This is a genomic window from Burkholderia pseudomultivorans (assembly GCF_902499075.1).
Classification (GTDB): Bacteria; Pseudomonadota; Gammaproteobacteria; order Burkholderiales; family Burkholderiaceae; genus Burkholderia; species Burkholderia pseudomultivorans.
In genome coordinates this window covers 86,758-111,643 of record NZ_CABVPP010000003.1, presented here as the reverse complement: position 1 = coordinate 111,643, position 24,886 = coordinate 86,758, and the positions used below count along the sequence as shown (strand labels likewise).

22 protein-coding genes and 1 pseudogene are annotated in these 24,886 nt (G+C 69.7%); 8 read left to right on the top strand and 15 right to left on the bottom strand.

Annotated features, from left to right (window positions below):
- Window positions 1-72 precede the first annotated feature (72 nt).
- The 7 genes from BST28156_RS04030 to BST28156_RS04000 all read right to left on the bottom strand — a co-directional run bounded on the left by BST28156_RS04030 (window position 73) and on the right by BST28156_RS04000 (window position 7,531).
- Window positions 73-1,035 (bottom strand): Csu type fimbrial protein, encoded by a 963-nt coding sequence (locus BST28156_RS04030; protein ID WP_174901554.1) that lies wholly within the window; start codon window positions 1,033-1,035, stop codon window positions 73-75.
- 16 nt (window positions 1,036-1,051) lie between these two features.
- A complete protein-coding gene (locus BST28156_RS04025; RefSeq protein WP_174901649.1) occupies window positions 1,052-3,448 on the bottom strand; it encodes a fimbria/pilus outer membrane usher protein in 2,397 nt (798 codons plus the stop codon).
- Between the two features lie 67 nt (window positions 3,449-3,515).
- On the bottom strand, window positions 3,516-4,349 hold the full coding sequence (locus tag BST28156_RS04020) for a fimbrial biogenesis chaperone (protein ID WP_230960628.1): 834 nt from the start codon (window positions 4,347-4,349) through the stop codon (window positions 3,516-3,518).
- An 18-nt stretch (window positions 4,350-4,367) separates the two neighbouring features.
- The gene (locus BST28156_RS04015) at window positions 4,368-4,895 is read right to left on the bottom strand and encodes a Csu type fimbrial protein (RefSeq protein ID WP_174901553.1); all 528 of its coding nucleotides are present in this window, start codon (window positions 4,893-4,895) and stop codon (window positions 4,368-4,370) included.
- A 75-nt stretch (window positions 4,896-4,970) separates the two neighbouring features.
- Window positions 4,971-5,531 (bottom strand): spore coat protein U domain-containing protein, encoded by a 561-nt coding sequence (locus BST28156_RS04010; protein WP_060247378.1) that lies wholly within the window; start codon window positions 5,529-5,531, stop codon window positions 4,971-4,973.
- 50 nt (window positions 5,532-5,581) lie between these two features.
- Window positions 5,582-6,121 (bottom strand): Csu type fimbrial protein, encoded by a 540-nt coding sequence (locus BST28156_RS04005; RefSeq protein ID WP_437341283.1) that lies wholly within the window; start codon window positions 6,119-6,121, stop codon window positions 5,582-5,584.
- A 531-nt stretch (window positions 6,122-6,652) separates the two neighbouring features.
- Window positions 6,653-7,531 carry a LysR family transcriptional regulator gene (locus BST28156_RS04000; RefSeq protein WP_174901552.1) on the bottom strand — a complete coding sequence of 293 codons (879 nt, stop codon included), beginning with the start codon at window positions 7,529-7,531 and terminating at the stop codon, window positions 6,653-6,655.
- Between the two features lie 121 nt (window positions 7,532-7,652).
- Between BST28156_RS04000 and BST28156_RS03995 the strand changes: the two genes are divergently transcribed.
- Window positions 7,653-8,423 carry an NAD(P)H-dependent oxidoreductase gene (locus BST28156_RS03995; protein ID WP_174901551.1) on the top strand — a complete coding sequence of 257 codons (771 nt, stop codon included), beginning with the start codon at window positions 7,653-7,655 and terminating at the stop codon, window positions 8,421-8,423.
- A 45-nt stretch (window positions 8,424-8,468) separates the two neighbouring features.
- Here BST28156_RS03995 and BST28156_RS03990 read toward each other — a convergent pair whose 3' ends face one another.
- The gene (locus BST28156_RS03990) at window positions 8,469-9,131 is read right to left on the bottom strand and encodes a TetR/AcrR family transcriptional regulator (protein ID WP_060247384.1); all 663 of its coding nucleotides are present in this window, start codon (window positions 9,129-9,131) and stop codon (window positions 8,469-8,471) included.
- A gap of 88 nt (window positions 9,132-9,219) precedes the next feature.
- Here BST28156_RS03990 and BST28156_RS03985 point away from each other — a divergent pair, with 88 nt between their 5' ends.
- The 3 genes and pseudogenes from BST28156_RS03985 to BST28156_RS03975 all read left to right on the top strand — a co-directional run bounded on the left by BST28156_RS03985 (window position 9,220) and on the right by BST28156_RS03975 (window position 12,708).
- On the top strand, window positions 9,220-10,122 hold the full coding sequence (locus BST28156_RS03985) for an SDR family NAD(P)-dependent oxidoreductase (RefSeq protein ID WP_174901550.1): 903 nt from the start codon (window positions 9,220-9,222) through the stop codon (window positions 10,120-10,122).
- A pseudogene (locus BST28156_RS03980) lies at window positions 10,119-11,705 on the top strand (flavin-containing monooxygenase). The gene BST28156_RS03985 and the pseudogene BST28156_RS03980 overlap by 4 nt, the downstream one beginning before the upstream one ends.
- A 7-nt stretch (window positions 11,706-11,712) precedes the next feature.
- On the top strand, window positions 11,713-12,708 hold the full coding sequence (locus BST28156_RS03975; RefSeq protein WP_174901549.1) for an alpha/beta fold hydrolase: 996 nt from the start codon (window positions 11,713-11,715) through the stop codon (window positions 12,706-12,708).
- Between the two features lie 165 nt (window positions 12,709-12,873).
- Here BST28156_RS03975 and BST28156_RS03970 read toward each other — a convergent pair whose 3' ends face one another.
- Window positions 12,874-13,272 carry a carboxymuconolactone decarboxylase family protein gene (locus BST28156_RS03970; protein WP_174901548.1) on the bottom strand — a complete coding sequence of 133 codons (399 nt, stop codon included), beginning with the start codon at window positions 13,270-13,272 and terminating at the stop codon, window positions 12,874-12,876.
- A gap of 375 nt (window positions 13,273-13,647) precedes the next feature.
- Window positions 13,648-14,499: a highly repetitive protein gene (locus BST28156_RS35050; RefSeq protein ID WP_367651219.1), complete on the bottom strand. Its 852-nt coding sequence runs from the start codon at window positions 14,497-14,499 to the stop codon at window positions 13,648-13,650.
- Between BST28156_RS35050 and BST28156_RS35045 the strand changes: the two genes are divergently transcribed.
- The 3 genes from BST28156_RS35045 (at window position 14,444) to BST28156_RS03955 (ending at window position 18,214) form a co-directional block, all read left to right on the top strand.
- Window positions 14,444-15,697, top strand: a complete 1,254-nt coding sequence (locus BST28156_RS35045) for a collagen-like triple helix repeat-containing protein (RefSeq protein ID WP_310722007.1) — start codon at window positions 14,444-14,446, stop codon at window positions 15,695-15,697. The genes BST28156_RS35050 and BST28156_RS35045 overlap by 56 nt on opposite strands.
- 120 nt (window positions 15,698-15,817) lie before the next feature.
- Window positions 15,818-17,104, top strand: coding sequence for an isoprenylcysteine carboxylmethyltransferase family protein (locus BST28156_RS03960; protein WP_174901546.1), 1,287 nt, complete (start codon window positions 15,818-15,820; stop codon window positions 17,102-17,104).
- 528 nt (window positions 17,105-17,632) lie between these two features.
- Window positions 17,633-18,214 carry a histone acetyltransferase gene (locus BST28156_RS03955; protein ID WP_174901545.1) on the top strand — a complete coding sequence of 194 codons (582 nt, stop codon included), beginning with the start codon at window positions 17,633-17,635 and terminating at the stop codon, window positions 18,212-18,214.
- Window positions 18,215-18,269: 55 nt separating this feature from the next.
- On the opposite strand, the gene BST28156_RS03950 is transcribed toward BST28156_RS03955, so the two are convergent.
- From BST28156_RS03950 to BST28156_RS03930, 5 genes are all read right to left on the bottom strand, one after another.
- On the bottom strand, window positions 18,270-18,890 hold the full coding sequence (locus tag BST28156_RS03950; RefSeq protein WP_174901544.1) for a DUF2894 domain-containing protein: 621 nt from the start codon (window positions 18,888-18,890) through the stop codon (window positions 18,270-18,272).
- Complete coding sequence (locus BST28156_RS03945) at window positions 18,887-19,531, bottom strand: OmpA family protein (protein ID WP_060247403.1); 645 nt, start codon at window positions 19,529-19,531, stop codon at window positions 18,887-18,889. The genes BST28156_RS03950 and BST28156_RS03945 overlap by 4 nt, the downstream gene beginning before the upstream one ends.
- Before the next feature lie 3 nt (window positions 19,532-19,534).
- Window positions 19,535-22,342 (bottom strand): DUF802 domain-containing protein, encoded by a 2,808-nt coding sequence (locus tag BST28156_RS03940; protein ID WP_174901543.1) that lies wholly within the window; start codon window positions 22,340-22,342, stop codon window positions 19,535-19,537.
- 16 nt (window positions 22,343-22,358) lie between these two features.
- Window positions 22,359-23,108: a DUF3348 domain-containing protein gene (locus BST28156_RS03935; RefSeq protein ID WP_174901542.1), complete on the bottom strand. Its 750-nt coding sequence runs from the start codon at window positions 23,106-23,108 to the stop codon at window positions 22,359-22,361.
- Window positions 23,109-23,475: 367 nt separating this feature from the next.
- Window positions 23,476-24,114: a LysE family translocator gene (locus tag BST28156_RS03930; protein WP_060247410.1), complete on the bottom strand. Its 639-nt coding sequence runs from the start codon at window positions 24,112-24,114 to the stop codon at window positions 23,476-23,478.
- Window positions 24,115-24,257: 143 nt separating this feature from the next.
- On the opposite strand from BST28156_RS03930, the gene BST28156_RS03925 reads away from it, so the two are divergent.
- The gene (locus tag BST28156_RS03925; RefSeq protein ID WP_174901647.1) at window positions 24,258-24,818 is read left to right on the top strand and encodes a hypothetical protein; all 561 of its coding nucleotides are present in this window, start codon (window positions 24,258-24,260) and stop codon (window positions 24,816-24,818) included.
- The last annotated feature ends 68 nt before the right edge of the window (window positions 24,819-24,886 follow it).

Here is a 24,886-nt window from a genome sequence, read left to right as displayed (position 1 = left end):
CGCCTGGCCGGACGCATCGCGCCAGCCGTCGCGGCGGCCGTTTTTTCATTCTGCTCGCCCGCCCACGCCGTGTCAGTACCGCACGTCGACGACCACGCTGTCCGTGTACGTGCCGATCGGCGGCGTCGCCTGGTCCGGATAGATCCGGGCCGCGTACGGGAACTGCTGGGTCGACTGGCCGTCGGCCGCGCCGGCACTGTTCACGCGATTGGTCGCCTGCCCCCATACGGTGCTGCCGCCCGCGCTGTACAGGTCGTATTGCAGCCGGTTCGCGCCGCTCGCCATCTGGCGCCGCCCGCTGGCCGCCGCGTTGTTGCCTGCGCTCAGGCCGACCGTATAGACCATGCCCTTCGTGCAGACCAGCGACAGGCTGCCGCTCACCGGCGCGAAGCTCGATACGGTGGGTGCGGCGCCGAAACTGACATCGGGCGCATTGATCATGCAGTCGTTCGTCACGGTCAGCGTCACCGGCACGGTCACGGTCGTCGCACCGTCGTTCCAGCCGATGCAGAAGATGATGCCGATCCCGCCGCAGACATGCCAGTTCCAGTTGATCGTCAGCATGTCGGTATAGGTGCCGGCCGCGACATTGCTGCCGATCGACGTGCGCAGGTAGAGCGGCAGCGGCACCGACGAGCCGCCACCGAGGCCAAGGAAGCTCAGGAACTGCGTACTCGCCCAGTTGTAGGTCTGGCCGGGACTGAGTTGCGTCGAGTAGTCCTTGTCCGCGTACAGCGTGTACGGAATCGCGTCGCCCGTCGGGCCGGTCAGCTTGCCGCCGTTCGCCGACGCGATCGTCCCGTTGATGTAGTTGCCGATCACGAGGAACGCCGCCAGCGCGCCGCCGCATGACACGCCGCTGTTGACGGACGAGGTCGTCTGCGCCTGGTTCCTGACGGCGAACGACGTGACCGTGCCGAACGCGGCCGGCATCGGCGACGAAGTCGTGCAGTCGGCGTGCGCTTGCAGCGGCGCGAGCAGCCCGAGCGCCGCGGTCAGCACGATGCGGCGCATCAATTGGCCAATGATTTCCATTCTGTCGATCCTGTTGTCATTCGCCGCAGACGAGCGGCCCGACCCGGCTCGTCGCGTTCGCGTTCATGTCGGCGTCGAAGCGCGCGTCGCAATGGCTGCCGTCCGGCTTCGTCACGCTCAGGTGATTGACGGTGGACAGGCCTTCGAAATAGGTCTCGCCGTTCCAGCCGACCAGCGCGGTCTGCCCGCTCTCGCGATGCACGACGCGCGATCCGACCTTGAGCGGCTTGCCCGCGCCGTCGACGAGCCGGATGCTCGCCGCCACGATCCGCTCGATCGGGAACGAGACCAGCGCGCCCGCGCGCTGCCGCACCGCGACGCGGCGCTCGACCGTCGGCACGCGCAGGTTGGCCGGCAGGCCGAGCGGATCGATCTCGTACTTGGCCGCATAGAACGACGGCGACCACGGCACCAGCAGATGGCCGCCCGCATCGGTCGTGCCGACCAGCTGGTTCTCGTAGCGCACCGGCACGCCCTTCTGGCCTTGCGTGTCGATCAGCACGAATGCATCGTCGACGCGATTGGCGGGCAGTACCGCGCCGTCCATCACGACCACCGAGCCCTGCATCTCGCCCCAGCGCGTATAGCCGCCCTGGCGCGAACCGTAGCCGTACACGCCGCCCTGCACCTGGAAGTAGCGGTTGCGCCACGTCATGTCGGCCTGCTGGTAGTGCGATGCGCCGCCCGCGTATGCGAGGTTCCAGCCGAGGCCGCCGTCGCTCGGCACGCTGCGGCTGTACTGCGCGCGCTCGGTCCAGTTGCCGTCGCCGTCGCGCGTCGCGCCGGTCGTCACCACGCCGCGGCCGCCGATCGGCACGATCAGCTGCATCTGCGCGGCGACGCCGCGATCGCCGATCGTCTTGTTGAGCGACGCATAGAGCGTCGCGCGCCCGAACAGCGGCCGCGTATACGACAGGTTCGCGATCCGCGTGCGCGAGCCGTCGCCGCCGCGCACGTCGAAGTAGCCGCCGCCGAGCGTGCCGCCGAGGGCGCCGAGATTCAGCGCGCCGGTTGCCTGCGTGCTGCTGCGAACCAGCCGGTAGCCGATGTTCGACGGCAGGTCGTAGACCGACAGGTCGCGGAACCCGCCGGTGCGCTGGATCCGCTGCAGCGCGACGCTGAAACGCTGCGACGTGTAGCTGTAGCCGAACGCGTACTGCTGCCCCGACGAACCGGCGAGGCTGCTCTGCGTCGCCGCCGCATTGAGCACGCCGAACATGCCGACGCCGAGATCGAAGCCGAGCCCGCCGAGCGCGAGCCGCTCGCCGCCTTCCGCATGCCCTTCGACGGTCAGATAGTCGGTCAGGCCGTAGCGCGCGGTGCCCGACGCCGCGAACTTGCCGTACGAGAACGAGCTGATCCCGTAGTTGCGGCGCATCGCGCCCAGCGACAGCGCGTAGTCGACCAGCCCCTTCTGCAGCAGCGTGTTGGCGACGTAGAACGGGATCGTGGTCGCGACCTGACGGCCGAGCGCGTCGGTCGTCACGACCGTCGCCTCGCCGGCACCGTTGATGAACGGCACGTTGTCGAGCGCGAACGGCCCCGGGTTCACCTGCCCGCTCGCCGTCTTGCTGCCGTTGACGAACAGGTCGACCGCGGTCGGCACCGCCGCCTGCCCGGCGAACTGCGGCAGCGGATAGGTGACGATGTCCGGCCGCACCGCGAAGTCGCGCGCGACCGACACGCCGCCGAGCCGCACGGCGCTGGTCCACGACAGCGCGCCCGTGATCACGTCGCCCGCCGAATAGGTGATCATCCGGTCCTGGTCGGAATAGCTCCAGGTGGTGTCGTAGCGCAGATAGCGGTTGTCGCCCGGCGCGCCCGCGCCGCTGCCGTACGACTTGCGGTAGACGCCGGTGTTGGCCAGCGTGCCCCATCGGTCGAACAGCCGCTGCTCGGTCCAGGCCGACGTATAGCTCGGCCCACGCGTCGGCGAACTGGTGTAGACGTCGTAGTTGAACAGCATCCCGAAGCTGACCGCTGCCGGCGTGCGGTCGTACAGCCGCGCGGATCCGACCGTCTGCTGCGGCAGCCAGTCCGGCGGCACGGTCAGCGCGAGACGCTGACCGGTGCTGTCGTACTCGACCTCGACGCCGTCCAGCTTCGCGAGATCGACCATCCGGTCGGGCTCGGCGCCGGTGCGCACCGACACCTTCGCGAGATCGCCGGCGCGCACGTAGTACGCGCCGTCCTGATAGCGCACCGGCACGATATGCCCGGTCGGCAGCGCATTGACCACCAGCTCCAGATACAGCGTGGCGCTGCGCATCGACTGGCTCGGCGGCGGCAGCGCGCGGCCGAAATTGTCGGCCAGCTGCAGCGCGTCGTGCGCGTGCGCCGATCCCGCCGCCGCGAACGCGAAGCCGACCGCCCACGCGGCGCCGCGCAGGCGCGGCAACCGCTCGCCCTTCATTCGAATCCCCCGCTTCAAGGCCGTCCCCGTGTCGTTGATGTGCTCGTCTGTTGTCGACGGCGCGATGTCACTGGCGCGCGTCGCCGGCGTCCGGTTCGATCGCGACGCCGGTCTTGCCGTTGACGGTCGCGACCAGCTTCGGCGCGGCCGCGAGCCTGACGCTCTCCGGCAGTTCCCAGCGCATTTGCGCGCCGGGCAGCACGTAGCCGAGCAGCCCGCGCGCGACATCGGTGCGCGCGCCCGGCGCGTCGAACGCGACCTGCGTGATGCGCGCGTGCACCGGGCCGCGATTCGTCATCACGAGCCAGCGCTTGCCGCCGTCGCGCGCGACATGCCAGCTCAGCGCCGGCTGCGCAGCCGTGGCCGGATCGCGTTTGCGCTCCGGGTTCTCCTTGGTCCACAGCCCCTGTCCGTATACGAACAGCGGGATCGAGTAATGCATCTGGAACTTCACGCCGAGCTGCGCGCGACCGTCCTGCTGCGCGGCGCCGTCGTCCGGCTGCGGGATTTCGTCGATCAGCACGCGATACGCTTCCTCGGTGCCGGGCGCGCTTTCCGCGAGTCGCGTCAGCCGGATCAGCTGACGCTTGCCGGGCGGCACCGTCGCCATCGGCGGACTGCCGGCGATGCGGTTCTGGTCTTCCGCATACAGATCCTCGCCGCCTTCCTCGCGCCAGCCGAGCACGCGGATCTGCAGCGTGACCGGCCGCGTATCGCGGTTTTCGAGCCACAGCGCGGCCGCCCGCTGATCGCTGTCGATCACCGGATCGATCGGCCAGATCATCACGGAAGCGGCAGCCTGCGCAGCGCCCGCCCCCGCGAGCGACAGCGCGGCGAGCGCGACGCGCATCGCACGCTGCAGCGTTCGGCCGGCACCACGATCGACGACTCCATCATTCATCATGTATTCCTGATTGATTCAGTAGCTCAGCGTGACCTGCGCGACATCGGTATAGGTGCCGACGGGCACCGCGCCGCCGGGCAGCGTGAGCGCGCCGTAGATCGGCAGGCTCGTCGCGCCCGACACCGGGATCGAGATCGTCTGGCCGACGCCGATCGCCTGCGTATGCGCCGCGTCCGCGTACAGGCGGTACGCGACCCGCGCGCCGCCGGGGCCTTGCAGGTTGCGCTGCGTATTGCCCGCGCTCGGCTGGCCGCCGCCGTCGACGCTCATCTTCAGCGTCGAGCCGGGCGAGCATTCGATCTGCAGCGCGCTGCCGCTCGTCGCCGCGCCGACGTCGCCGGTCGCGATCGCCGGATGCGCGCCGAAATCGAGCGTGCCGAAATTCAGCCCGCTCCCCGCGCCGCCGCCCGCGACGCCGCACCCCGCGACGATCTGCGCGCTGACCGTGAAAGTCGCGGTCGTCGGCACCGCCGTATCGGCCAGGCTCGCGGCCGGCAGCACGACGGCGCCGAGCACGCACGCGACACTTTTGCTCGTCCACATAGCGATAGGAAAAGTGAGGCGCCCCGCGGCTTTCCCGCGAAAACCGCAAGGCTGGAACGGATGGCAGCGCGACGCTTACCAGCCGAGCGTGACGTTCAGCACGTCCGTGTAGGTGCCGGCGGCCAGCGCGCTGCTGCTGGTCTTGTTCGCGACGCCGTAGATCGGCAGCTCGAACGCGGCGCCCGGCGTCGGCACGGCCACCGCCTGCGCGGTGCCCGCGACGTACTGCTTCGCATGCGCGGAATCGGCATAGACCTCGTACGGCACGTAGGCCGCGCCGTTCGCCAGCGCGCGCGTGCCCGCGCCGATGCCGGTGCCCTTGCCCGCGTTCTGGCCGCCGTCGACCGTTACCTGCACCGACGATACGTCCGGCGAGCAGGTCACCTGCGTCGCCGTCGACCCGCCGCCGGTCGCCTGCGAATTGAGCGAACCCGTGAAGCCGCTCGGCTGCGTGCCGAAGTCGAGGGTCCCGAAGGTGGTCGAGCCGACCGAGCCCGACCCCGCGTCGATTGCGCAACCGGTGGTCAGCACGAGCTGCGCATTCACCGTCCCCGTAAGCGGGCTCGTCTGGGCTTGAGCGGCCGCGCAAGCCGATGCGAAAGCGACGGTCGCCAGAAGTTTCCACTGAGCGTTCATGTTTTTTCCTTGATGAATAAAAGAACTGCTGCTGCGTCATTCGCCCTGCGTCACCAGTCGAGCGTGATGCCGAGCAAATCCTCGTAAGTCCCGGCCGGAAGCGGCTGCGCGTGGCCCTGGACGACGCCGAACAGCGGCAGCGCGACCTCGGCGTGCGCGCCGTCGACGCGAAACGACTGCGGCACCAGCGGCACGTAAGGCACGCTGCGCGCCGGATCGCGGTACACGTTGTAGGCCGCGCGCGCGACGACGCGCCCCGTCGCGTCGCGCTTCGCGACGTAGCGCGTCGATTGCGCGCCGTTCCGCCCGCTGTCGATCGAAACCAGGAAGCCGTCGATGTTCGGGCTGCAGGCGATGCGTACCTGCCCGCCACCGGTCGCACGACCATCGGCGGTCGGATAGTCCGCCCAGGTCGGTCCGTGCTCGCCGAAGTCGAGCCGGCCGAAATCGGTGGCGCTCGCCACGCCGCCGATCTGGCAGCCGCTTCGCACCTGCAGGCTGACGTCCATCGCGCCCGACAATTGCCCCGCATGGACGCAAACGAACGGAAACGCCAATAACCCGGCGCCGATTATCTTTTTCGTTCGCACGATTATTCCGATCCCTTGCAAGATTCGCGTTGATTGCTGCGCATAAAAAACCAGCCGGTATTGAACCCGCTCGTTTCATATGCGCAACGGCTTTTCGGCGAGAAATAATCTCCGCTCTCCGAATAAATCGGAGCCGGCATTATTGAGACGGACGAACTGCCCCCGCCGGCCCATGCGCAAGGCATGCCGGTTCGGCGCAATCCCCTGTGACGACGGCTATTCCGCCATTCCTTTCATAAAGAACGGCTCAGCTCGATGGTTTTTTTGCGATAGGCTTCATTGCATCCCCCGTTTTCGAATTTCGATTTCTTAATAATTATCCGAATGATGAGTAAATTACATTTGCCTGACCATCGGAATATTCCGACCTCGCGCCAATTTGACAATATTTAAAGATCTCCCGCAGAAATGGGAAGTCGCCGGCCGGACGCGTGTGTGCGAACGGTTATCTAACGGCAGACAGAAGCGCCCGTCGAATGGAAGGAGAAACGGGATTAGAAGAACTCGACCGCCGGCGGGAAGAACGTCGCGCTACACGCCGGCCAGCCGCGCCTGCAACGCATCGACCGCCGTCGCGACAAACGACAGGAACGCGCGAATCCGCGCGGTATCGCGCAGATCCGGATGGGTCAGCAGCCACAGGTCGGTCGCCAGTTCGTCGATCCGCTCGCCGATTCGCACGAGATCGCGGTCGCCGTCGGCGAGATAGCACGGCAGCACGGCCGCGCCGATGCCCGCGCGAGCGGCGGCGAACAGGCCCAGCAGCGTATCGACGCGATACGCGCAGCGATCGTCGACGCCCCGTGCGCGCATCCATTGGTCGAGCTGCCGGTAGCCCATGCGCGGGTCCGGACCGATCCACGCGAGGTCCTCGCCGCGTGCACGCCATGCCGGCGTCGCGTACACCGCCTGCGCGATCGTCCCGATCCGCCGGCCGACCAGCCATTCGGGCGGCGACGACGACGGGCGGATCGCGACGTCGGCCTCGCGCTTCGACAGGTCGAACACGGCGTTCGATACGGATACGTCGAGCGCGATGTCGGGGCACGCGTGCCGGAATGCCGCGAACACCGGCGACAACAGCCCGGCCAGCAGCGTGTCGGTCGTCGTCACGCGCACGGTGCCCGACGGACGCACGTCGCGGCCGGCCACGCGCCGCTCGACGCCGTGCACCTCGTCCTGGATCCGCTCGGCGGCGGCCGCGACGTCGTCGCCGGCCGGCGTCGGCGCGTACCCGCTTCGCGTGCGCTCGAACAGCCGGACACCCAGGCCGGCCTCGAGCGCCGCCAGCCGACGAAAGACCGTCGCGTGACTGACGCCGAGCCGCCGCGCCGCGCCCGCGAGCGATCCCGCCTGCGCGACGGCCAGCACGAGCCGCAGGTCGTCCCAGGACATCCGCTGTTCGTCCATGCAAACTCCGTTTGCGAAATTGGCCAGTTCCGGTTCATTTTCGCAACGCGTACCGTATCAGGCAAATACCGGCGCAAGCCGCCGCGCCTTCTGCGCCTCTCGGACAAACAGGAGCCTCGTCGTGAATACGCTGATCGTCCACTGCCATCCGGAAGCCCGCTCGTTCAATGCCGCGCTGCGCGACACCGCGGCGCAAGCGATGCGCGATCTCGGCCACGACGTCGACGTGTCGGATCTCTATGCGGAAGGTTTCGATCCGGTCGAGGCGCCGCGCCACTACCGGCATCGCGCCAACGCCGAGGTTTTTTCGGCGCTGGTCGAACAGCGTCACGCCAGCACGCACGGCACGCTGCCCGACGACATCCGCCGCGAGATCGCGCGCCTGGAGAAAGCGGATCTGGTCGTGCTCCAGTTCCCGCTCTGGTGGCACGCGCCGCCCGCGATGCTGAAAGGATGGTTCGATCGCGTGTTCGTCAACGGCGGGCTGTATTCCGGCAGCCGGCGCTACGATCGCGGCTATTTCCGCGGGCGGCGCGCGATCTGCTCGGTGACGACCGGCGCGCCGGCCGCGACGTTCGGGCCGGGCGGCCGCGGCGGCGACATCGACCTGCTGCTGTGGCCGCTCCACTATTCGCTGCACTACATGGGCTACGACGTGCTGGAACCGGTGCTCGCGCACGGCGTGCAGGATGCGCGCGGCGGCTACCGGTATCAGGAAGATGCAGCGCTGGCCGCGTCGTTGAGCGCGCACCGCGCGCAGCTCGCGCGCCGCCTCGCAAACTGGCGAACCGACACGCCGCTGCGATTTCCCGGCTGGGACGACTGGGACGAGCACGGCATGCTGAAACCGGAACGCACGGATGTGCTCGCGCCGTTCGGGCGGCGATCATGAACCGTCAAAACGCACGGTTTCTCGGCGCAGACCATGCGCGGCGACTCACCCGTCTCGGCCTGCCCCCAGCGTCCCCAGCAACACCTTCCTGCAACTCGCGATCATCTGCGACTCGGCATCGCGATACTCGGTCAGCAGCCACGCCGCACCGACATTCGTCATCGCGCCGACGAGCGCCAGCCCGATCAAGCGCTGCTCGGTGCGCTCCGCGGCCGTCGCGGGCTCGCGCGACGCGCCGATCGCCATGATCAGCTTGCCGAAATCGAGCAGCATTCGCTGATACGTCGCGTCGGTGTCGGCACTGACGCCCATCACCTCGAGCAGCAGCACGCGCGCCGCGCACGGGTCGCGCAGGAACGCGAAGAACGCGGCCAGCCCCGCATCGACGCGCTCGCGCAGATCGCCGCCGCGCGCGGCCACCGCCGCCGCTACCGCGTCGTGCAGCTGCTGCGCGTGATGCAGGTACGTGCAACGCAACAGGTCCTCGGTGCTGTCGAACGCCGCATAGAAATAGCGATCGTTCAGCTTCGCTTCCTGACAGATCGACCGCACGGTCGCCTTGCGGAACCCGACCGTGCCGAACACGCGCGTGGCCGCACGAATCAGCGCGTCGCGCCGCTCGGCCGCGCGTACCTCCGGCGCCACGCCGCCATACGATCTACCCCTTTTTTCCGTTTCGAGTGCTTTCTCCATTCCGCTATTTGACATCAGGACACCCTAAAACTAAAGTGGTGACAACAAACACCACAATAGACGCGCCATCGGCGCCAGGCAAGCGGAACGGGAGGGACGACGCATGAAAGGGTTTTCCGGCAAGGTCGCCGCGATCACGGGCGCCGGTTCGGGCATGGGCCGCAGCCTCGCGGTCGAACTTGCGCGGCGCGGCTGCGAGGTCGCGATCGCCGACGTCAACGAAGTCGCGCTCGCCGGCACGGCCGCCGCATGTGCGCGGCACGGCGTGCGCGTGTCCACGCGGCGGCTCGACGTCGCCGATCGCGACGCGGTGTTCGCGTGGGCCGATTTCGTGCGCGCGCAGCACGGCAAGGTCAACCTGATCTTCAACAACGCGGGCGTGTCGCTGGCGGCCAGCGCCGAAACCGCGCGCCTCGCCGATCTCGAATGGATCGTCGGCATCAATTTCTGGGGCGTCGTGCACGGCACGCAGGCGTTCCTGCCGCACCTGCGCGCGTCCGGAGACGGCCACGTCGTCAATACGTCGAGCCTGTTCGGCCTCGTCGCGATGCCCACCCAAAGCGCGTACAACGCGACCAAGTTCGCGGTGCGCGGCTTCACCGAAGCGCTGCGGATGGAACTCGAACTCGACGGTGCACCGGTCAGCGCGACCTGCGTGCATCCGGGCGGCGTCGCGACCAACATCGTCGATGCGGGCCGCGTCGACACGAGCATCCACGCGCTCACGGGCCAGGACGAAGCGACCCATCGCCGCCAGGCGAACCGCCTGATCAGTGCGACGACGGCCGACGCCGCCGCCCGGCAGATCCTCGCGGGCGTCGAGCGCAATGCGCGCCGCGTGCTGGTCGGCGCCGACGCGCGCCGGCTCGACCGGATCGCACGCCTGCTCGGCGCCGGCTACCAGTGGCTGATGCTTCGCCACGTGCGCCGCGCCCGCGCGCGCAATCTCGAACGCGCGCACGCAGCGGGCGCGCTCCCGACCACGCCGACCAAGGACCCCGCATGACCCCGACGACGACGACCGACCGGCGCGACGCGCCGCCCGAGCCTGCCGGCAGCCGCCGCGACGGCGGCAATCTCTGCGACCTCGACGTGCTGATCGTCGGCGCCGGCCTGTCCGGCATCGGCGCCGCGTATCACCTGAAGCAGCGCTGCCCGTTCGCGAGCGTCGCGATCGTCGAGGCGCGCGACGCGATCGGCGGCACCTGGGACCTGTTCCGCTATCCGGGCATCCGTTCGGATTCCGACATGTTCACGCTCGGCTACAGCTTCCGCCCGTGGCACAGCGACAAGGCGATCTCGGATGGCCAGACGATCCTCGACTACATTCGCGACACCGCACGCGCCTACGGCATCGACAAGACGATCCGCTACGGACAGAAGGTCGTCGCGGCCGATTGGGATTCGAACCGCGCACGCTGGACCGTGCGCGTCGAGCGCACGCGCGACGGCGCGACCGACACGCTCGTCTATACGTGCCGCTTCCTGTACATGTGCAGCGGCTACTACGACTACGACGCGGGCTACCAGCCCGACTGGCCCGGCATGGATGCGTTCGAGGGCCGCCTCGTGCATCCGCAGCACTGGCCGAAGGACCTGTCGTACGCGAACCGGCGCGTGGTCGTGATCGGCAGCGGCGCGACCGCCGTCACGCTGGTGCCGTCGATGGCCGCGGACGCGCAGCACGTGACGATGCTGCAGCGCTCGCCGACCTACATCGTGTCGCTGCCCGCGCGCGACAAGATCGCGAATGCGCTGCGCAGCGTGCTGCCGTCGCGGCTCGCGCACCGGCTGGTGCGGATCAAGAACGTCCTGCTGACGATGTACTTCTACAATCTCGCGCGCCGCAAGCCCGACGCGACGAAGAAGTTCATCATCCGCGCGGCCGGCAAGCAGCTCGGCCCCGGCTTCGACGTCGCGAAGCACCTGACGCCGCGCTACAACCCGTGGGACCAGCGGCTGTGCCTCGTGCCGAACGGCGACCTGTTCAAGTCGATCCGTGCGGGCCGCGCGTCGATCGTCACCGACGAGATCGAGCGCTTCACGCCGACCGGCATCCGCCTGAAGAGCGGCCAGCAGCTCGACGCGGACGTGGTCGTCAGCGCGACCGGGCTGAAGGTGAAGATGCTCGGCGGCGCGCAGGTGACGGTCGACGGCCGCGCGGTCAACCTGCCGGACACCGTGTCGTACAAGGGCATGATGTACAGCGGCGTGCCGAACCTCGCGTCGTCGTTCGGCTATACCAACGCATCGTAGACGCTGAAGGCCGAGCTGATCGCGCGCTACGTGTGCCGGCTGCTCAACCACATGCACGCGAACGGGTACGACACCTGCGTGCCGCGTCTTCGCGCGGGCGACCTCGGCGACGTGCCTGCCGTCAACCTGAGCTCGGGCTACATCCAGCGCGCGGCCGGCATCCTGCCGAAGCAGGGCCACCGCAAGCCGTGGAAATTCCATCAGAACTACGTGCTCGATCTCGCCTCGCTGAAGTTCAGCGCACTCGCCGATTCGGCGATGCACTTCGAACGCCGCGCAAAAACCGTCCCGGCAGCCGCGCCGGTTGCCGAACCCGTACTCGAAACCCGCTGAGGCCGACATGAGCACGACGCTGCATCTGATCCAGAACGTACTGATCGCCGCCGTCGCGGTGTTCGCGGCCCTCGCGCTGTTTGCCGCCTACGTCGCGCGCCGCGTGACGCGCGCGTTTCCGCCCGAAGGGCGCTTCGTCGACGTCGGCGGCGACCGCATCCACTATGTCGAATACGGCAACGGGCCGCCGCTCGTGTTCGTCCACGGGCTCGCCGGGCAGTTGCGCAACTTCGCGTACCTGCCGCTCGCGCGGCTCGCGCAGCGGCATCGCGTGATCCTGCTCGACCGGCCCGGCGCGGGCCGCTCGATCCGCGGCGCAGGCTCGCAGGCGAACGTCTACGCGCAGGCGCGCACGGTCGCCGCGTTCATCGACGCGCTGCGGCTCGACCGGCCGGTGCTCGTCGGCCACTCGCTCGGCGGCGCGATCGCGCTCGCGGTCGGCCTCAATCATCCGGAGCGCGTGAGCCGGCTCGCGCTGATCGCGCCGCTGTCGCACCCGCAGTCCGAGCCGCCGGCGCCGTTCCGGCCGCTGATGCTGCCGTCGCCGCTGGTGCGCCGCTTCGTGTCGTGGACCTTCGCGATTCCGCTGACGATCCTGACCGGCCGCAAGGCCGTGCGCCAGGTGTTCGCGCCCGAAGACGTGCCGCGCGACTTCCCGGTCAAGGGCGGCGGCCTGCTCGGGCTGCGACCGGACAGCTTCTATGCGACGGCCACGGACCTGTTGTCCGCGCCGACCGACCTGCCCGCGATGGAGCAGCGTTATGCGGAACTGGCGCTGCCGGTCGACGTGCTGTACGGCCGCGCCGACCCGATCCTGAACTGGCGCGAGCACGGCGAGGCGCTTGCGCAGAAGTCGGCGCGCGTGCGGCTGAAGGTCGTCGAGGGCGGCCACATGCTGCCCGTGACGATTCCGGATGCGACCGCCGACTGGCTGCTCGACGTCGCGGCCGAACCGGTCGATGCGGCAGCGCAGGCGCAGCAGGCAGCGCGCGTCGAGCACTGAGTAACCGTCGTCCGGGTTCGTTCTGGCTCGCCCGGCGGCGGCCGCGTGCATGAGCGCGTCCGATACCGAGGCCGGCGAAATGTTCGCGTGGCGGGCAGGCCCGGCTGGCGGGCATTCCGGTCGTCGATCGGCGTGCGCCAGGCCGCCGAAAGACGCGACGGACGCTCAGGTTTCGTCGTCCGGCAGCGTCAGGCCGAGCTCCGCGATCACCTCGCGCGCGCTGCGGAACGCCTCGACCGCCGCCGGCGCGCCCGCGTAAAGCGCGCTGTGCAGCAGCACCTCGCGAATCTCGACGAGGCTCGCGCCGTTGTTGAGCGCGCCGCGCACATGCCCCTTCAGCTCCGTGCTGCGGCCGAGCGCCGCCAGCATCGCGCACGTGCACAGGCTGCGCGTCTTCAGGTCGATCCCGCCGCGCTGCCACGTGCTGCCCCACGCATGCTCGTTCAGCCAGTCCTGCAGCGGCCGCGAAAAGCCGTCGAGATCGCGCATCGCGCGCTCGACGAACGCCTCGCCCATCACGTCGATCCGCCGCGCCTTGCCGTCTTCCCTGTCCTGTTCGCTCATGTGCGTGTCCTTCCTGTATGGAGTCGCGGCCGCTTCGGCATACCGGCGACCGGGGACGTCGCACCATGTTTGCGGAGCCCCGGCGTTTCGTCAAAGATTCTTCGCCCGGTCGGCCGCCGCGTAACGTCAGGTCGGTCACGTCCCGCGCTACGTAACATCCGGCCGCGCGTTACGGCGCCTTACGGGAACATCGCGACAAGCTGGCCGCCGCGTCACGCATGCCCGTTCCGCGAAAGCGCCGTTATCCCGTTTAAATCGCGCCGAAACTCCCGATTCCTGCAATAAAGCGCAAGACCGTTTCGCGAAACCTGCCGTGGCGCGGAATTTGCAGTGGAGGCTTGGACACATTTCCAATGTCGAGGCCAACATGCATAACTACTTCAAAAAGACGACCGTATCGCTGGCTGTCTCGTCGCTTCTCGCCCTGTACGGCTGCGGCTCCGTCGACGGACCGACCACGCCGCCCGTCGTGAAACCCAGTTCGTCCGGGACGTCCGGCGGGGGCACGTCGGGGACGTCGGGTAGCTCGGGTACGTCGGGGAGCTCCGGCAGTTCGGGGACGTCAGGCACTTCCGGCACCTCGGGTACTTCCGGCACCTCGGGCACGTCCGGCACCTCGGGCACGTCCGGCACGTCGGGTACTTCCGGCACGTCGGGTACTTCCGGCACGTCGGGTACTTCCGGCACGTCGGGTACTTCCGGCACCTCGGGCACGTCCGGCACGTCCGGCACGTCCGGCACGTCGGGTACTTCCGGCACGTCGGGTACTTCCGGCACGTCGGGTACTTCCGGCACGTCGGGCACGTCCGGCACCTCGGGCACTTCCGGTACGTCGGGGACTTCCGGTACGTCGGGCACCTCGGGCACCTCGGGCACCTCGGGCACCTCGGGCACCTCGGGCACGTCCGGCACCTCGGGCACTTCAGGTACGTCGGGGACTTCCGGTACGTCGGGAACTTCCGGCACCTCGGGCACCTCGGGCACTTCCGGCACCTCCGGCACCTCCGGCACCTCCGGCACCTCGGGCACTTCCGGCACCTCCGGCACCTCGGGTACGTCCGGCACCTCCGGCTCCGGCGTCACCCCGCTCGGCAACGTGCTGCAGAAATCCGGCAACCTCGTCACGTCGCTCGGCACCGCAGTCGCGAACGGCGGCAGCCAGATCGGCGGCGTGCAGATCCCCGGCACCAACCCGACGACGGCCACCAGCATCGGCAATGCGGTCACGAGCCTCGGCAACGGCGTGCAGTCGCTCGGCAACGGCGTCGCGGCCGGCCTCGGCTCGATCGGCGTGTCGGCGAACCCGCTCGGGCCGACGCTGACGTCGACCACCGGCCTGCTGACGGGTGCCGGCGGCGCGGTCAACAACCTCGGCAACGCGGTCAAGAGCCTCGGCTCGGGCCCGCTGTCGCCGCTCTCGCCGGTGACGACGCTGGTCGGCGACCTCGTCAACACGGTCGGCGGCGCCGTCAACTCGACCGCGTCGGGCCTCAACACCGCACTGAGCAGCTCGCCGGTCCAGCAGCTCGAAACGCAGCTCGGCAAGGTGATCAACCCGATCACGAACACGCTGACCGGCGGCGTCCAGACGCCGGGCGTCACGCAGACGCTCGGCGGCGCGACGCTGCTCGGCACGCCGCTGAACGGCCTGCTGGGCGCGCTCGGCAACGGCCTCGGCCTCGCCGGCTCGAAGGTCGGCGGCGCAACCGACAATTCGCTCGGCCAGGGCCTCGGCGGCGTCGTGACCCAGCTCGGCAACACGGTGACGTCGACCGGCGGCCTGGTGCACGACAACAGCGCGGGCAGTTCCAGCAGCGGCACGGGCGGCAGCAACCCGCTCGCGCCGATCACCGGCCTGCTCGGCAACCTGACTGGCGCGCTCGGCGGCGTCGGCGGCAGCTCGAGCGGTTCGGGCGGAACCAGCGGCACCGGCGGCAGCAACCCGCTCGCACCGATCACCGGCCTGCTCGGCAACCTGACCGGCGCGCTCGGCGGCGTCGGCGGCAGCTCGAGCGGTTCGGGCGGCACCAGCGGAACGAGCGGCACCGGCGGCTCGGGTGTCGGCGGCCTGCTGTCGCCGGTCACCAACCTCGTCAACGCGCTGACGCCGCTCGGCGCCAGCCTGACGGGCACGGTCACGACGCCGGGCGGCAACGTGACGGGCAGCCTCGGCGGCCTGCTGACGAGCGGCCCGGTCGGCACGCTGACCGGTTCGCTGACGACGCCCGCCGGCGGCGCAGGCGCCAACGGCACGGTCACCCCGGGCAGCGCGGCCGGCACGGTGACGACGCCGGGCGGCAGCGGCACCGTGTCGGCCGGCCTGAGCGGCAGCTCGAACGGCGGTGCGGCAGGCGGTACGAACAACCTGCTGTCGCCGGTGACGAACCTGCTCGGCGGGCTGCTGGGCGGCGGCACCAAGAAGTAACGCAGTCTCCATCAGAACGACAGGCCAATGGCCGGGCGCGCGATTTCCGACAGCCCGGCCGACAGCCGGCGTCACCCGCCAAGCGGGGACGCCGGCCACGTTCCCGACGAGGATCACACCATGAATTCCACGCTCGACGGCATCGCCGCGGTCCAGGACCACCCGCCCCGTTCCGCCACGCCATTTCGCGCCGGCCTGCTCGGCATCACGGCCGGTCTGGTCGCGCTGTGGATCACGCGCGACCAGCCGGGTCTCGACGCGGCGACGCGCGCCGTGATCGCGAGCCTCGCGATCATCGGCACGATCGCGCTGCACGAACTGCTGATCTCGCGCATCTACCTGCGCCCGAGTGCGGGGCTGTCGCGCCAGGCCGTGCGACCGCTCGGCATCGCGCGCGTCGCGACGCGGCTCGGCGCGCTCGCGTCGATCTACGCGGGCATCGGCACGATCTACTGGCTGCTGCCCGAATACCACAGCACGTTCTACCTGCCGTTCTGGTCGCTGCTGCGCTCGCTCGCGCCGTATGTGATCGTCGCCGCGCCGTTCTACTTCGCGTGGATGGATCGCCACCAGCGCGACACCGACGACGCCTATCTGCTGTGGGGCCGCTTCCTGTTCCGCCGCGACAGGCCGGCAAGCTGGCAGCCGGTGCGCGAAATGCTCGCGGGCTGGGGCGTAAAGGCGTTCTTCCTGCCGCTGATGACCGTCTACCTGTCGAAGGACGCCGACCATCTGAGCGCGTCGCTGACCCACGCGATGAACGCGCCGATGACGCTCGCGACCTTCATGTTCCTGTACGACCTGTCGTTCACGATGGACCTGATGTTCGGCACGGTCGGCTACCTGTGCACGTTCCGCATCCTCGACAGCCATGTGCGCACCGTCGAGCCGACGGCGCTCGGCTGGACCGCCGCGCTGATCTGCTACCAGCCGTTCTGGTCGCTGATCTCGAGCAACTACATCCGCTACGAAGGCTCGATGTTCTGGGACAACTGGCTGCTGTCCGCCCCGACGATCCGCGTGGTCTGGGGTACCGTCATCATCCTGCTGCTGATGACCTACGCACTGTCGACGATCTCGTTCGGGCTGCGCTTCTCGAACCTCACCAACCGCGGGATCATCACGTCGGGCCCGTACCGCTTCACGAAGCACCCCGCCTACATCACGAAGAACCTGTCGTACTGGATGGTGTCGGTGCCGTTCGTCGAGCCGCTCGGCTGGCAGGTCGGACTGATGCACTGCGCGGGGCTCGTCGCGGTCAACCTGATCTACTACCTGCGCGCGAAGACGGAAGAACGCCACCTGATGCGCGATCCCGACTATCGCGCGTACGCCGAATGGATCGCGCAGCACGGGCTGTTCGCGCGGATCCGGCAGGCCTTCGGCGGACAGCGCCAGCCGGCCTGACGCATCGGCGGGCGGCCGCACCGGCGAAAGCGCCGGACGGTCGCCGCGCCGCCTGGTCGCCCCCACGTGCCCACGTGCCCACCCGGCCCCGCCTGCGGCCGATTGTCGCGAAACGACGCGATTTCCTGCTTTTCATCGCTTTTCGTCGCTTTTCCCCGTCGATCCGGTTGTCCCGCTCGATCGCCTCGCGTATGGTGCTGGCCGTCCGCGTGCGCCACGCCGCCGGACACCCGACCGTCGTCGTCCGACGACGGCCGCGCGGGCCATGCCCGCCATCACCGTCTCCGCGGCGCCCCCGTGCGGCGCCGCGCATGCTTGATTGAGGAGAGAGGCGTGATCCACAAGGTCCTGATCCTGTTCGCATTCTGCATCGCGGGTCTCGCCGCGATCGCCGCCGGTTTCCAGCACATCCCCGGCTGATTCGCGGCCCCGGCCCGCTCGTCGAGCCGGGGCCGCTTCCATGCCCGTTCCCTGTTCCTGTTGCGATGAACCTCTTTCCCGATACGCCCGAGACGGGCGTCCTTTGCCATGCGCATCGACGTACAGCATTCCCAGCGCGACATCGACGACGAACTCGATGCGCTCTATGCACGCCTGCACCAGCCGGGCCACCGGCTGCACGGCCTGCCGGCCGTCGCACTCGGCCGCTCGGGCCTGATCGTGCGCCACCGCGAAGCGGACGGCGAATACTTCCTGTATGTGGAAAACCCGGCCGCCCGCGAACTGGCCGGCTACACGGTATTCAACCGTCTGCCTGAAATCCCGCGCCGCGCCGACCGCCATCTGCGCGCGCCGCACACGCGACTGCGCGGCTCGGCGCAGCGCCGGGGCGTCGCGACGACGCTGTACCGATGGGGACTCGATGCGGGTCTGTGCCTGATCAGCGGCGCGCGCCAGTCGGTCGGCGCGGCGCAGCTCTGGGGCGCGCTCGCGCATGACTACCGGCACGGCTTCGTCGACGTCGAGGGTCGCGCGCTGCGCTATCTCGGCGCCACCGTGCCGGACCACGTGCACGATGCGCTGCATACGCGGCGGCTGTTGCTCGGCCGCGGCTGGGATCTCGCGGCATTTGCGCGGGCGACGGGCATGGCTGACGCGGCGTCGCGATGACGCGGGCTTGCGCATCCGCTCGCCGAAGTCCGCGCCGCGGCCGCTCGTGCCGACGCTACCGCTTGCCCCGCGCGCCCTTCTTCGCGGTCTTCGCGCGCGGCGCTTCCTTGTCGGGCTGCGCGCCGCCGCCGGCGAGGTCTTCGAGCCAGGCCAGCGCATCGACGTAGGACAGGAACTGCTGCAGATATGCCGGCGACAACTCGCGCATCACCGACAGCGACCGGTGCACGAGGCTGTTCGAATTCAGCGGCCCCGCGTTGCGCGGCACCTGGTCGAGCGACTGCCGGTACTGCTTCTCGGTGCGGACCTTCGACCACGTCGCGCGGAAGTAGTCGATCAGCGCGGGATCGATCCCGCGCCGGTCGGCCGGTGCATCGCGCGCCAGCCGTTCGACGAGCGCCGCCAGTGCGCCGCGCGTCGGCGCGAGCGGCACCGCATCCGCCATCGACGTTTCGTGCGCGCTCGGCGCATCGCCGGCGCGCGCGACGATCTGCGCGTAGTCGTCCAGCAGGGTCGCGAGCCGCGCGTCGAGCAGCCGGCGCGCGTCGCCGTCGAGCGCGGCCGCGCGCCGCTCGAGCGCGTCGAGCCGTTGGAACCGCACCGGATCGAGCCGATCCGCGTGCTGCTCGCGCCACGCGTCGAGTTGCACGCGGGCGGGCGTCGCGTCGTGCGTCACCGCGCCTTCCCTCCGTTCGACGCGGTCTTGCGCGGCACCGGCGCGATCTCCACGCGGCGGTTCTTCGCGCGGCCTTCGTCGTCCGCATTCGAGCTGACCGGCTGCTCGGAACCGAACGCCGCCGCGAACACCGACGCAGCCGGCACGCCGGCATCGATCAGCGCACGCGTGACCGTCAGCGCACGCTTGGCCGACAGCTCCCAGTTGTCCGCGAACAGCCGGTTGCCGGCGCGCACCTGCTGGTCGTCCGCGAAGCCGCTGATCATCAGGATCTCGTCGCGCGTCTTCAGGTACGCAGCCAGCGGGCCGGCCAGCGTCTTCAGCAGGTCGCGGCCTTCCGGTTGCAGCTGGTCGGAATTCAGCGCGAACAGCACGTTGCCGCTGATGCCGATGCGCCCGTTCACGAGCGTCACGCGGCCGGCCGCGAGCGGGCCGGCCAGCGCCTGTTCGAGCGACTTGCGCTGCTGCGCTTCCTGCTGGCGCGCGCGCACCGCTTCCTCGAGCTTCGACGTGAGCTGCAACTGCATGCCGATCACGCCGACGAGGATCAGCACGAACGCGCCGAGCAGCACCGACATCAGGTCGGCGAACGCGGGCCAGACCGGCGCCGATTCCGCGCCGCCGTCGATTTCGTCGTGCATGCGTTACGCTCCGACGGACGCGCGCCGGCCGGCGAGCTGTTGCAGGTCTTCGACGATCTGCTTCTGCGACATCATGCTGAGGTCGATCACCTCGCGCGCCTGCGCGACGTAGTACTCGAGCTGCTCGTCGCTGCGCGCGAGCGACTTCTCGAGCGCGGCCTCGATGCGCTGCAGATGCGCGAGCAGCTTGTCATTCGACTCGCCGAACGCCTGTACGGCCATCCCGAACGCGTCGCCGAGGCTCGCGACCTCGACCGCGCCCGCCGTGACCTGCGCGGTCGCCGAATCGAGCCGGTGCGCCTGCGCTTCGACGGTGTCGTTGAAACGCGCGCCGATACGGTCGAGCAGGTCCGCCGACGTGCTGACGAGCGCGTCGATCGCGCCGCGCTGTTCGGTCGACGCATGGTTGACGGCGCCGAGCAGCGTTTCGAGCGTCGCGAGCAGGCGGCTGCGCTCCTCGAGCATCGCGGTGTCGTGCGCCAGGCTGTCGGACAGCCGCTGGCGCAGCTCGGCGACGACGTCGGCCGCGGCCTTCGGCGCTTCCGATGCGGCCTGCACGAGGCGCGCGATCTCGTTGATCGTGTCGCTCGCATGCGCCTGCGCCTGCGCGGTGATGTCGTTCGCGGTGCGGGCCAGCGTGTCGCAGATGTCCTGCTGGCGCGTCGCGGCCTGCGCGCTCGTCTGCTGCCATTCGTCGCGCAGCGCGGCGGCCATCGCGGCCAGCGAGTCGTTCCAGGCCGACAGGCGCTGTTCGTCGCGCGCGGCCAGTTGCGATTGCAGGCCCGTGTGCGATTCGCGGATCGTCGCCAACAGGTCGTTCGAGCGCTGTTCGAAGGTCGCGGCCTGTGCGGCGAGATCGCGTGTCGTTTGAGCGAGCGCGTCGCAGATTTCCTGCTGACGGCCCGCGCTGTGCACGCCCGCTCGCTGCCATTCGTCGCCGAGCTTCGCGGCCAGCGCGGCCAGCGAGTCGCTCCACGTCGACAGGCGTTGCTCGTCGCGCGCGGCCAGTTGCGATTGCAGGCCCGTGTGCGAATCGCGGATCGTCGTCAGCAGATCGTTCGAGCGTTGTTCGAAGGTCGCGGCCTGTGCGGCGAGATCGCGTGTCGTCTGGGCAAGTGCATCGCAGATTTCCTGCTGACGGCCCGCGCTGTGCACGCCCGCGCGCTGCCATTCGTCGCCGAGCTTCGCGGCCATCGCGGCCAGCGAGTCGTTCCATGCCGACAGGCGTTGCTCGTCGCGCGCGGTCAGTTCCGATTGCAGGCCCGTGTGCGAATCGCGGATCGTCGTCAGCAGATCGTTCGAGCGTTGTTCGAAGGTCGCGGCCTGCGCGGCAAGGTCGCGTGTCGTCTGGGCCAGCGCATCGCAGATTGCCTGCTGGCGGCCCACGCTGTGCTCGCCCGCACGCTGCCATTCGTCGCCGAGCTTCGCGGCCATCGCGGCCAGCGACTCGTTCCACGCCGACAGACGCTGCGCGTCGCGCGACGCCAGCTCGGTCTGCAAAGTCGCGTGCGCGTCGCGCATCGCGGCGAGCGTCGATGCCGAATGCCGCTCGAACGTCGCGGCGGCCTCGCCCAGCGCGCGCGCATGCTGGCCGGCCAGCGCGTCGCCGACCTGCTCCTGACGCGCCAGCGCATCGCGCCACGCGTCGGCCAGACGACCCTCGGTCGATTCGAGTCGCGTCGCGACGCCGTCGAGCAGGTCCGTCGAACGCCGCGCGAACGTGTCGGTGAACTGGCCGAGCGTCGTCTGCAACTGCTGCGCGACGGCGTCGCCGGCGCGACGCTGCTCGTCGAGCGCGCGCGTCCAGACGGCCGTCACGTTCTCGGTGGTCTTCTCGAAACCGTCCGTCAGCCCGTCGAGCTGGCGCTGCACGGCGCCCGTCACGGTGTCGCGCAGCGCGGCCATCTCCTGCGCGAGGCCCGTCATCGTCGCCGCGACGACCGGCTGCAACGCGGCGCCGGCCACGCGCGCGCTTTCGGCGGCGCTTTCCTTCAGCGCGTCGCCGACGTTCGACGCCAGCCCCGCATACGCGCGCTCGGTCCGATCGAAGAACGCCTGCTGGCTTTCGAGCTGGCGATCGTGCAGCGCGACGCTGCGCGCCTCGAGCGTCGTCATCATGGTCTGCAACCGGTCGACCAGCGCCGGCATCACGTCGGCCTGGCGCTGCAGCAGCCGGAACGACTCGTCGCGCTGGTGCGCATGCGAATGCACGCGCAGCGTCGTCGCGATCCTCGCGTCGAGCTGCGCGGCCGCGTCGATCCGCTCGCGGCGCGCGAGCGCGGACATCAGCCCGAGCATCGCGGAAGTCGCGACGCCGGCGATCGACGTGCCGAACGCGAACCCGAGACCCTTCACCGGCGCGATCAGCGACGCGCGGATCGCGTCGAGGTCGGTCGCGCTTTCGAGCGCGGCGCCCGTGCCCTTCAGCGTGACGACCATCCCGAGCAGCGTGCCGAGCATCCCGAGCAGCACCAGCAGGCCGACCAGATAGGGCGTCAGCGACGGGCCCGGCAGCGCGACGCGCGCGCCTTCGACACGCGCGCGCACCGCGCCGCGCAGGCCCGGATGCAGCGTGTCGAGCCATGCGTCGAGCTTCGCGGGCGGTTCGGACAGGCCCGCGACCGCGTGCGACAGCGTCGCGGTTGCCTGCCGGTAGCGCTGCAGCTCCCAGGCGCCCGCGACGTAGCACGCGCCGATCAGCAGCGTGACGGCCGCCGCGAGCGGGTTCGACGCGACATAGCCGACGCCGATCCAGCACACAGCGATCAGACCGGCGATGAAGACAACGAGATCAAGACGAATTCTGGACATAGCGTAGTAAACAGACCTAGCAGGTACGAAGGGCCGCGAGCAGCCCCTCGACCGTTTGAAACCGGATTTCGAGTTCGGCGAGCAGGACGCTCTGCATCTCGTCGCGGAACGTGTCGAGCCATGCGCCGGGCACGATCGCCGCGGGCCGCGCGGCGTCGGCATCGGCATCGGTCGGCGCGTCGGCCTGTGCGGCGGCGAGCGCCTGACGCTCCGCGTCGCGCAGCTTCTCGAAGCGCGTGCCGAGCAGCGCGGGCACGGCCGACAGCAGGCTGCGCTCGCGCGCGCCGAGCACGCGCTCCATGATCGCGTCGAGCGACGCGAGCCGCGCCATGCCCGGCGAGCGCGCGGCAAGCGCGACGCGCAGGCGGCCGCGCAACTGGCCGATCGCCGTTTCCATCTCCTGCTGCAACAACAGCGTGCGCTGGCGGAAATCGGCGAAATCGGCCGTGTCGGCAGGCGGCGGTGGCGGCTCGCCCGGGCGTCGCCGCGTGCGCCGCTGGTTGAGCGCGGTGATGGCCTGCGCGAGGTCGTGGCGCACGCGCGCGCAGTCGCGCTCCGCGTCGTGGCCGCGCACGCCGGCCGCGACGCCGGGCGGGCTCGCGTTCAGCGCGGACGACAGCGTGATCGCGTCGGTCCAGCCGAGCCACTGGCTCAGTCGGTCCGACAGCGTCTGCCGTGATTCCGCGACGTCGGCATCGGCCAGGCGCGCGAGCAGCCGAACGAGGGTCGGTCCACTCAAGGCCGGGCGCGGGGAAGCGTGCACCATGCTGCGAACAGTCAAAAAAGGCAGCAGTTTACACGTCGTCGGGACAGGGGCCGCCAGAATCGCGGCAGCGATGGCGAATGGCCTGCCGCGAGACGGGCCACGATGCCCGCCGGACAAGGCGTGCCGCGTATCGCGGGCCGGTTTGCAACGGCCGGATGCCGGCCCGGAGCCTTGTCTCGGCAGCAACGGTCATCCGTCTGACGGCGCAATCGGCAATGACGTTTCAGCCGGTCGCTCGAACGCTGACGAAGCCGCGTTTCAGGCCCGCGACGCCCGCATGCGCCCTTTCCCGGCAAGACCGGATGCCGGAATGGTCCGTCGTCGAACTGCGTCGCACAAAGGGCATGCGCGGCGCCCGCGCCGCCCGTCAGATCCCCGCTTTCGGCGCGTTCAGGATCAGCCGCAGCCCGAGCAGCGTGATCGCGCCGGCGGCGATCCGGTCGACCCATTTCTTCGCGCGCAGATAGAGTTCGCGCGGCCGGCGCGTCGAGAAGCACAGCGCGACGATCGTGTACCAGCCGAATTCGACGCCGAACACCAGCGGCGGCAGCGCCAGATAGCACCACAGCGGCGGATGCTGCGGCAGCAGCGCCGCGAAGATGCTGCCGTACCAGATCGCCGTCTTCGGGTTGCTGAGCTGGGTCGTGAGGCCCGTCCAGAACGACCTGCTCGCGCGGCCGGCGCCCGCGGCCTGCGGATCGTCCATCGCGATCGGCCGATCCGCGCCGCGCCAGATCTTCGACGCCATGTAGATCAGGTAGGCGCCGCCCGCCAGCTTGAGGCCGACGTACAGCCATTCGACGGCCTGCAGCAGCGTATAGAGCCCGGCCAGCGCAACGCCGCCGAACACGATGCCGCCGATGCCCATGCCGAGCGCGGTTGCGAGGCCGTCGCGGCGCGACAGGCCGATCGAGTTGCGGGCGACCAGCACGAAGCTCGGGCCCGGAATCATCGCGCCGAGCCACAGCGCGGCCAGAATGGCGAATACGGCAGCCGATGCAGTCATCGGAATCTCCTTGAGCGGACCCGACGGTCCAGCGGACGATTCTGGCACGCTTCCCGCGCGGCCGAAAGCCGGCGCGCGCTGGTATGCTGGCGTCGCCCGCGCGCCGCGCTACGCGACCTGTCCCCGTGAGCACCTCCACTGCCATGAAGCCGATTCAGCTGCTGCTCCCGCTGCTTGCCGCGCTGTCCGCCAGCGCACGGGCCGACGACCTGCCGAAGTCGATCGCGGCGCAACTGCCGCCCGGCTACCAGCCGATGCTCGCGCAACCGGGGCCGGACCTCGACCATGGACGGCACAGCTTCCTCGTCGTCGTGCACCGCGACGTCGACACGCGCGACAACCCGTCGCCGCGCCCGCTGCTCATCTACGAGGAACAGGCCGACCATACGTACCGGCTCGCGGCGCGCAACGACAGCGTCGTGCTGCACGCGAACGATGCGATGCAGTGCGATCCGTTCGAATTCGCCGACGACGGGCTGGCGGTGAAGGGTCGCTATTTCACGGTGCAGAACGAAGTCGCGTGCGGACAGCACTGGAGCGACTACGTGACGTTCCGCTACGACCCGCGCACGCACGGCTGGGTGTTTTCGAGCCAGATCGATACCGAGTCGTTTCCGCTCGACGACCAGCCCGACTCCGTCACGGTGACGCGCGCCGATCCGCACCGGCCGGTGTCGTTCAGCCAGTGGCGCCGCAAGGAATGAAAACTGCGCGTCGCGCGTATCGATGCCGGCGGCAGCGCCGTTTTTCAACGCAGCGACCGGTGGCCGCC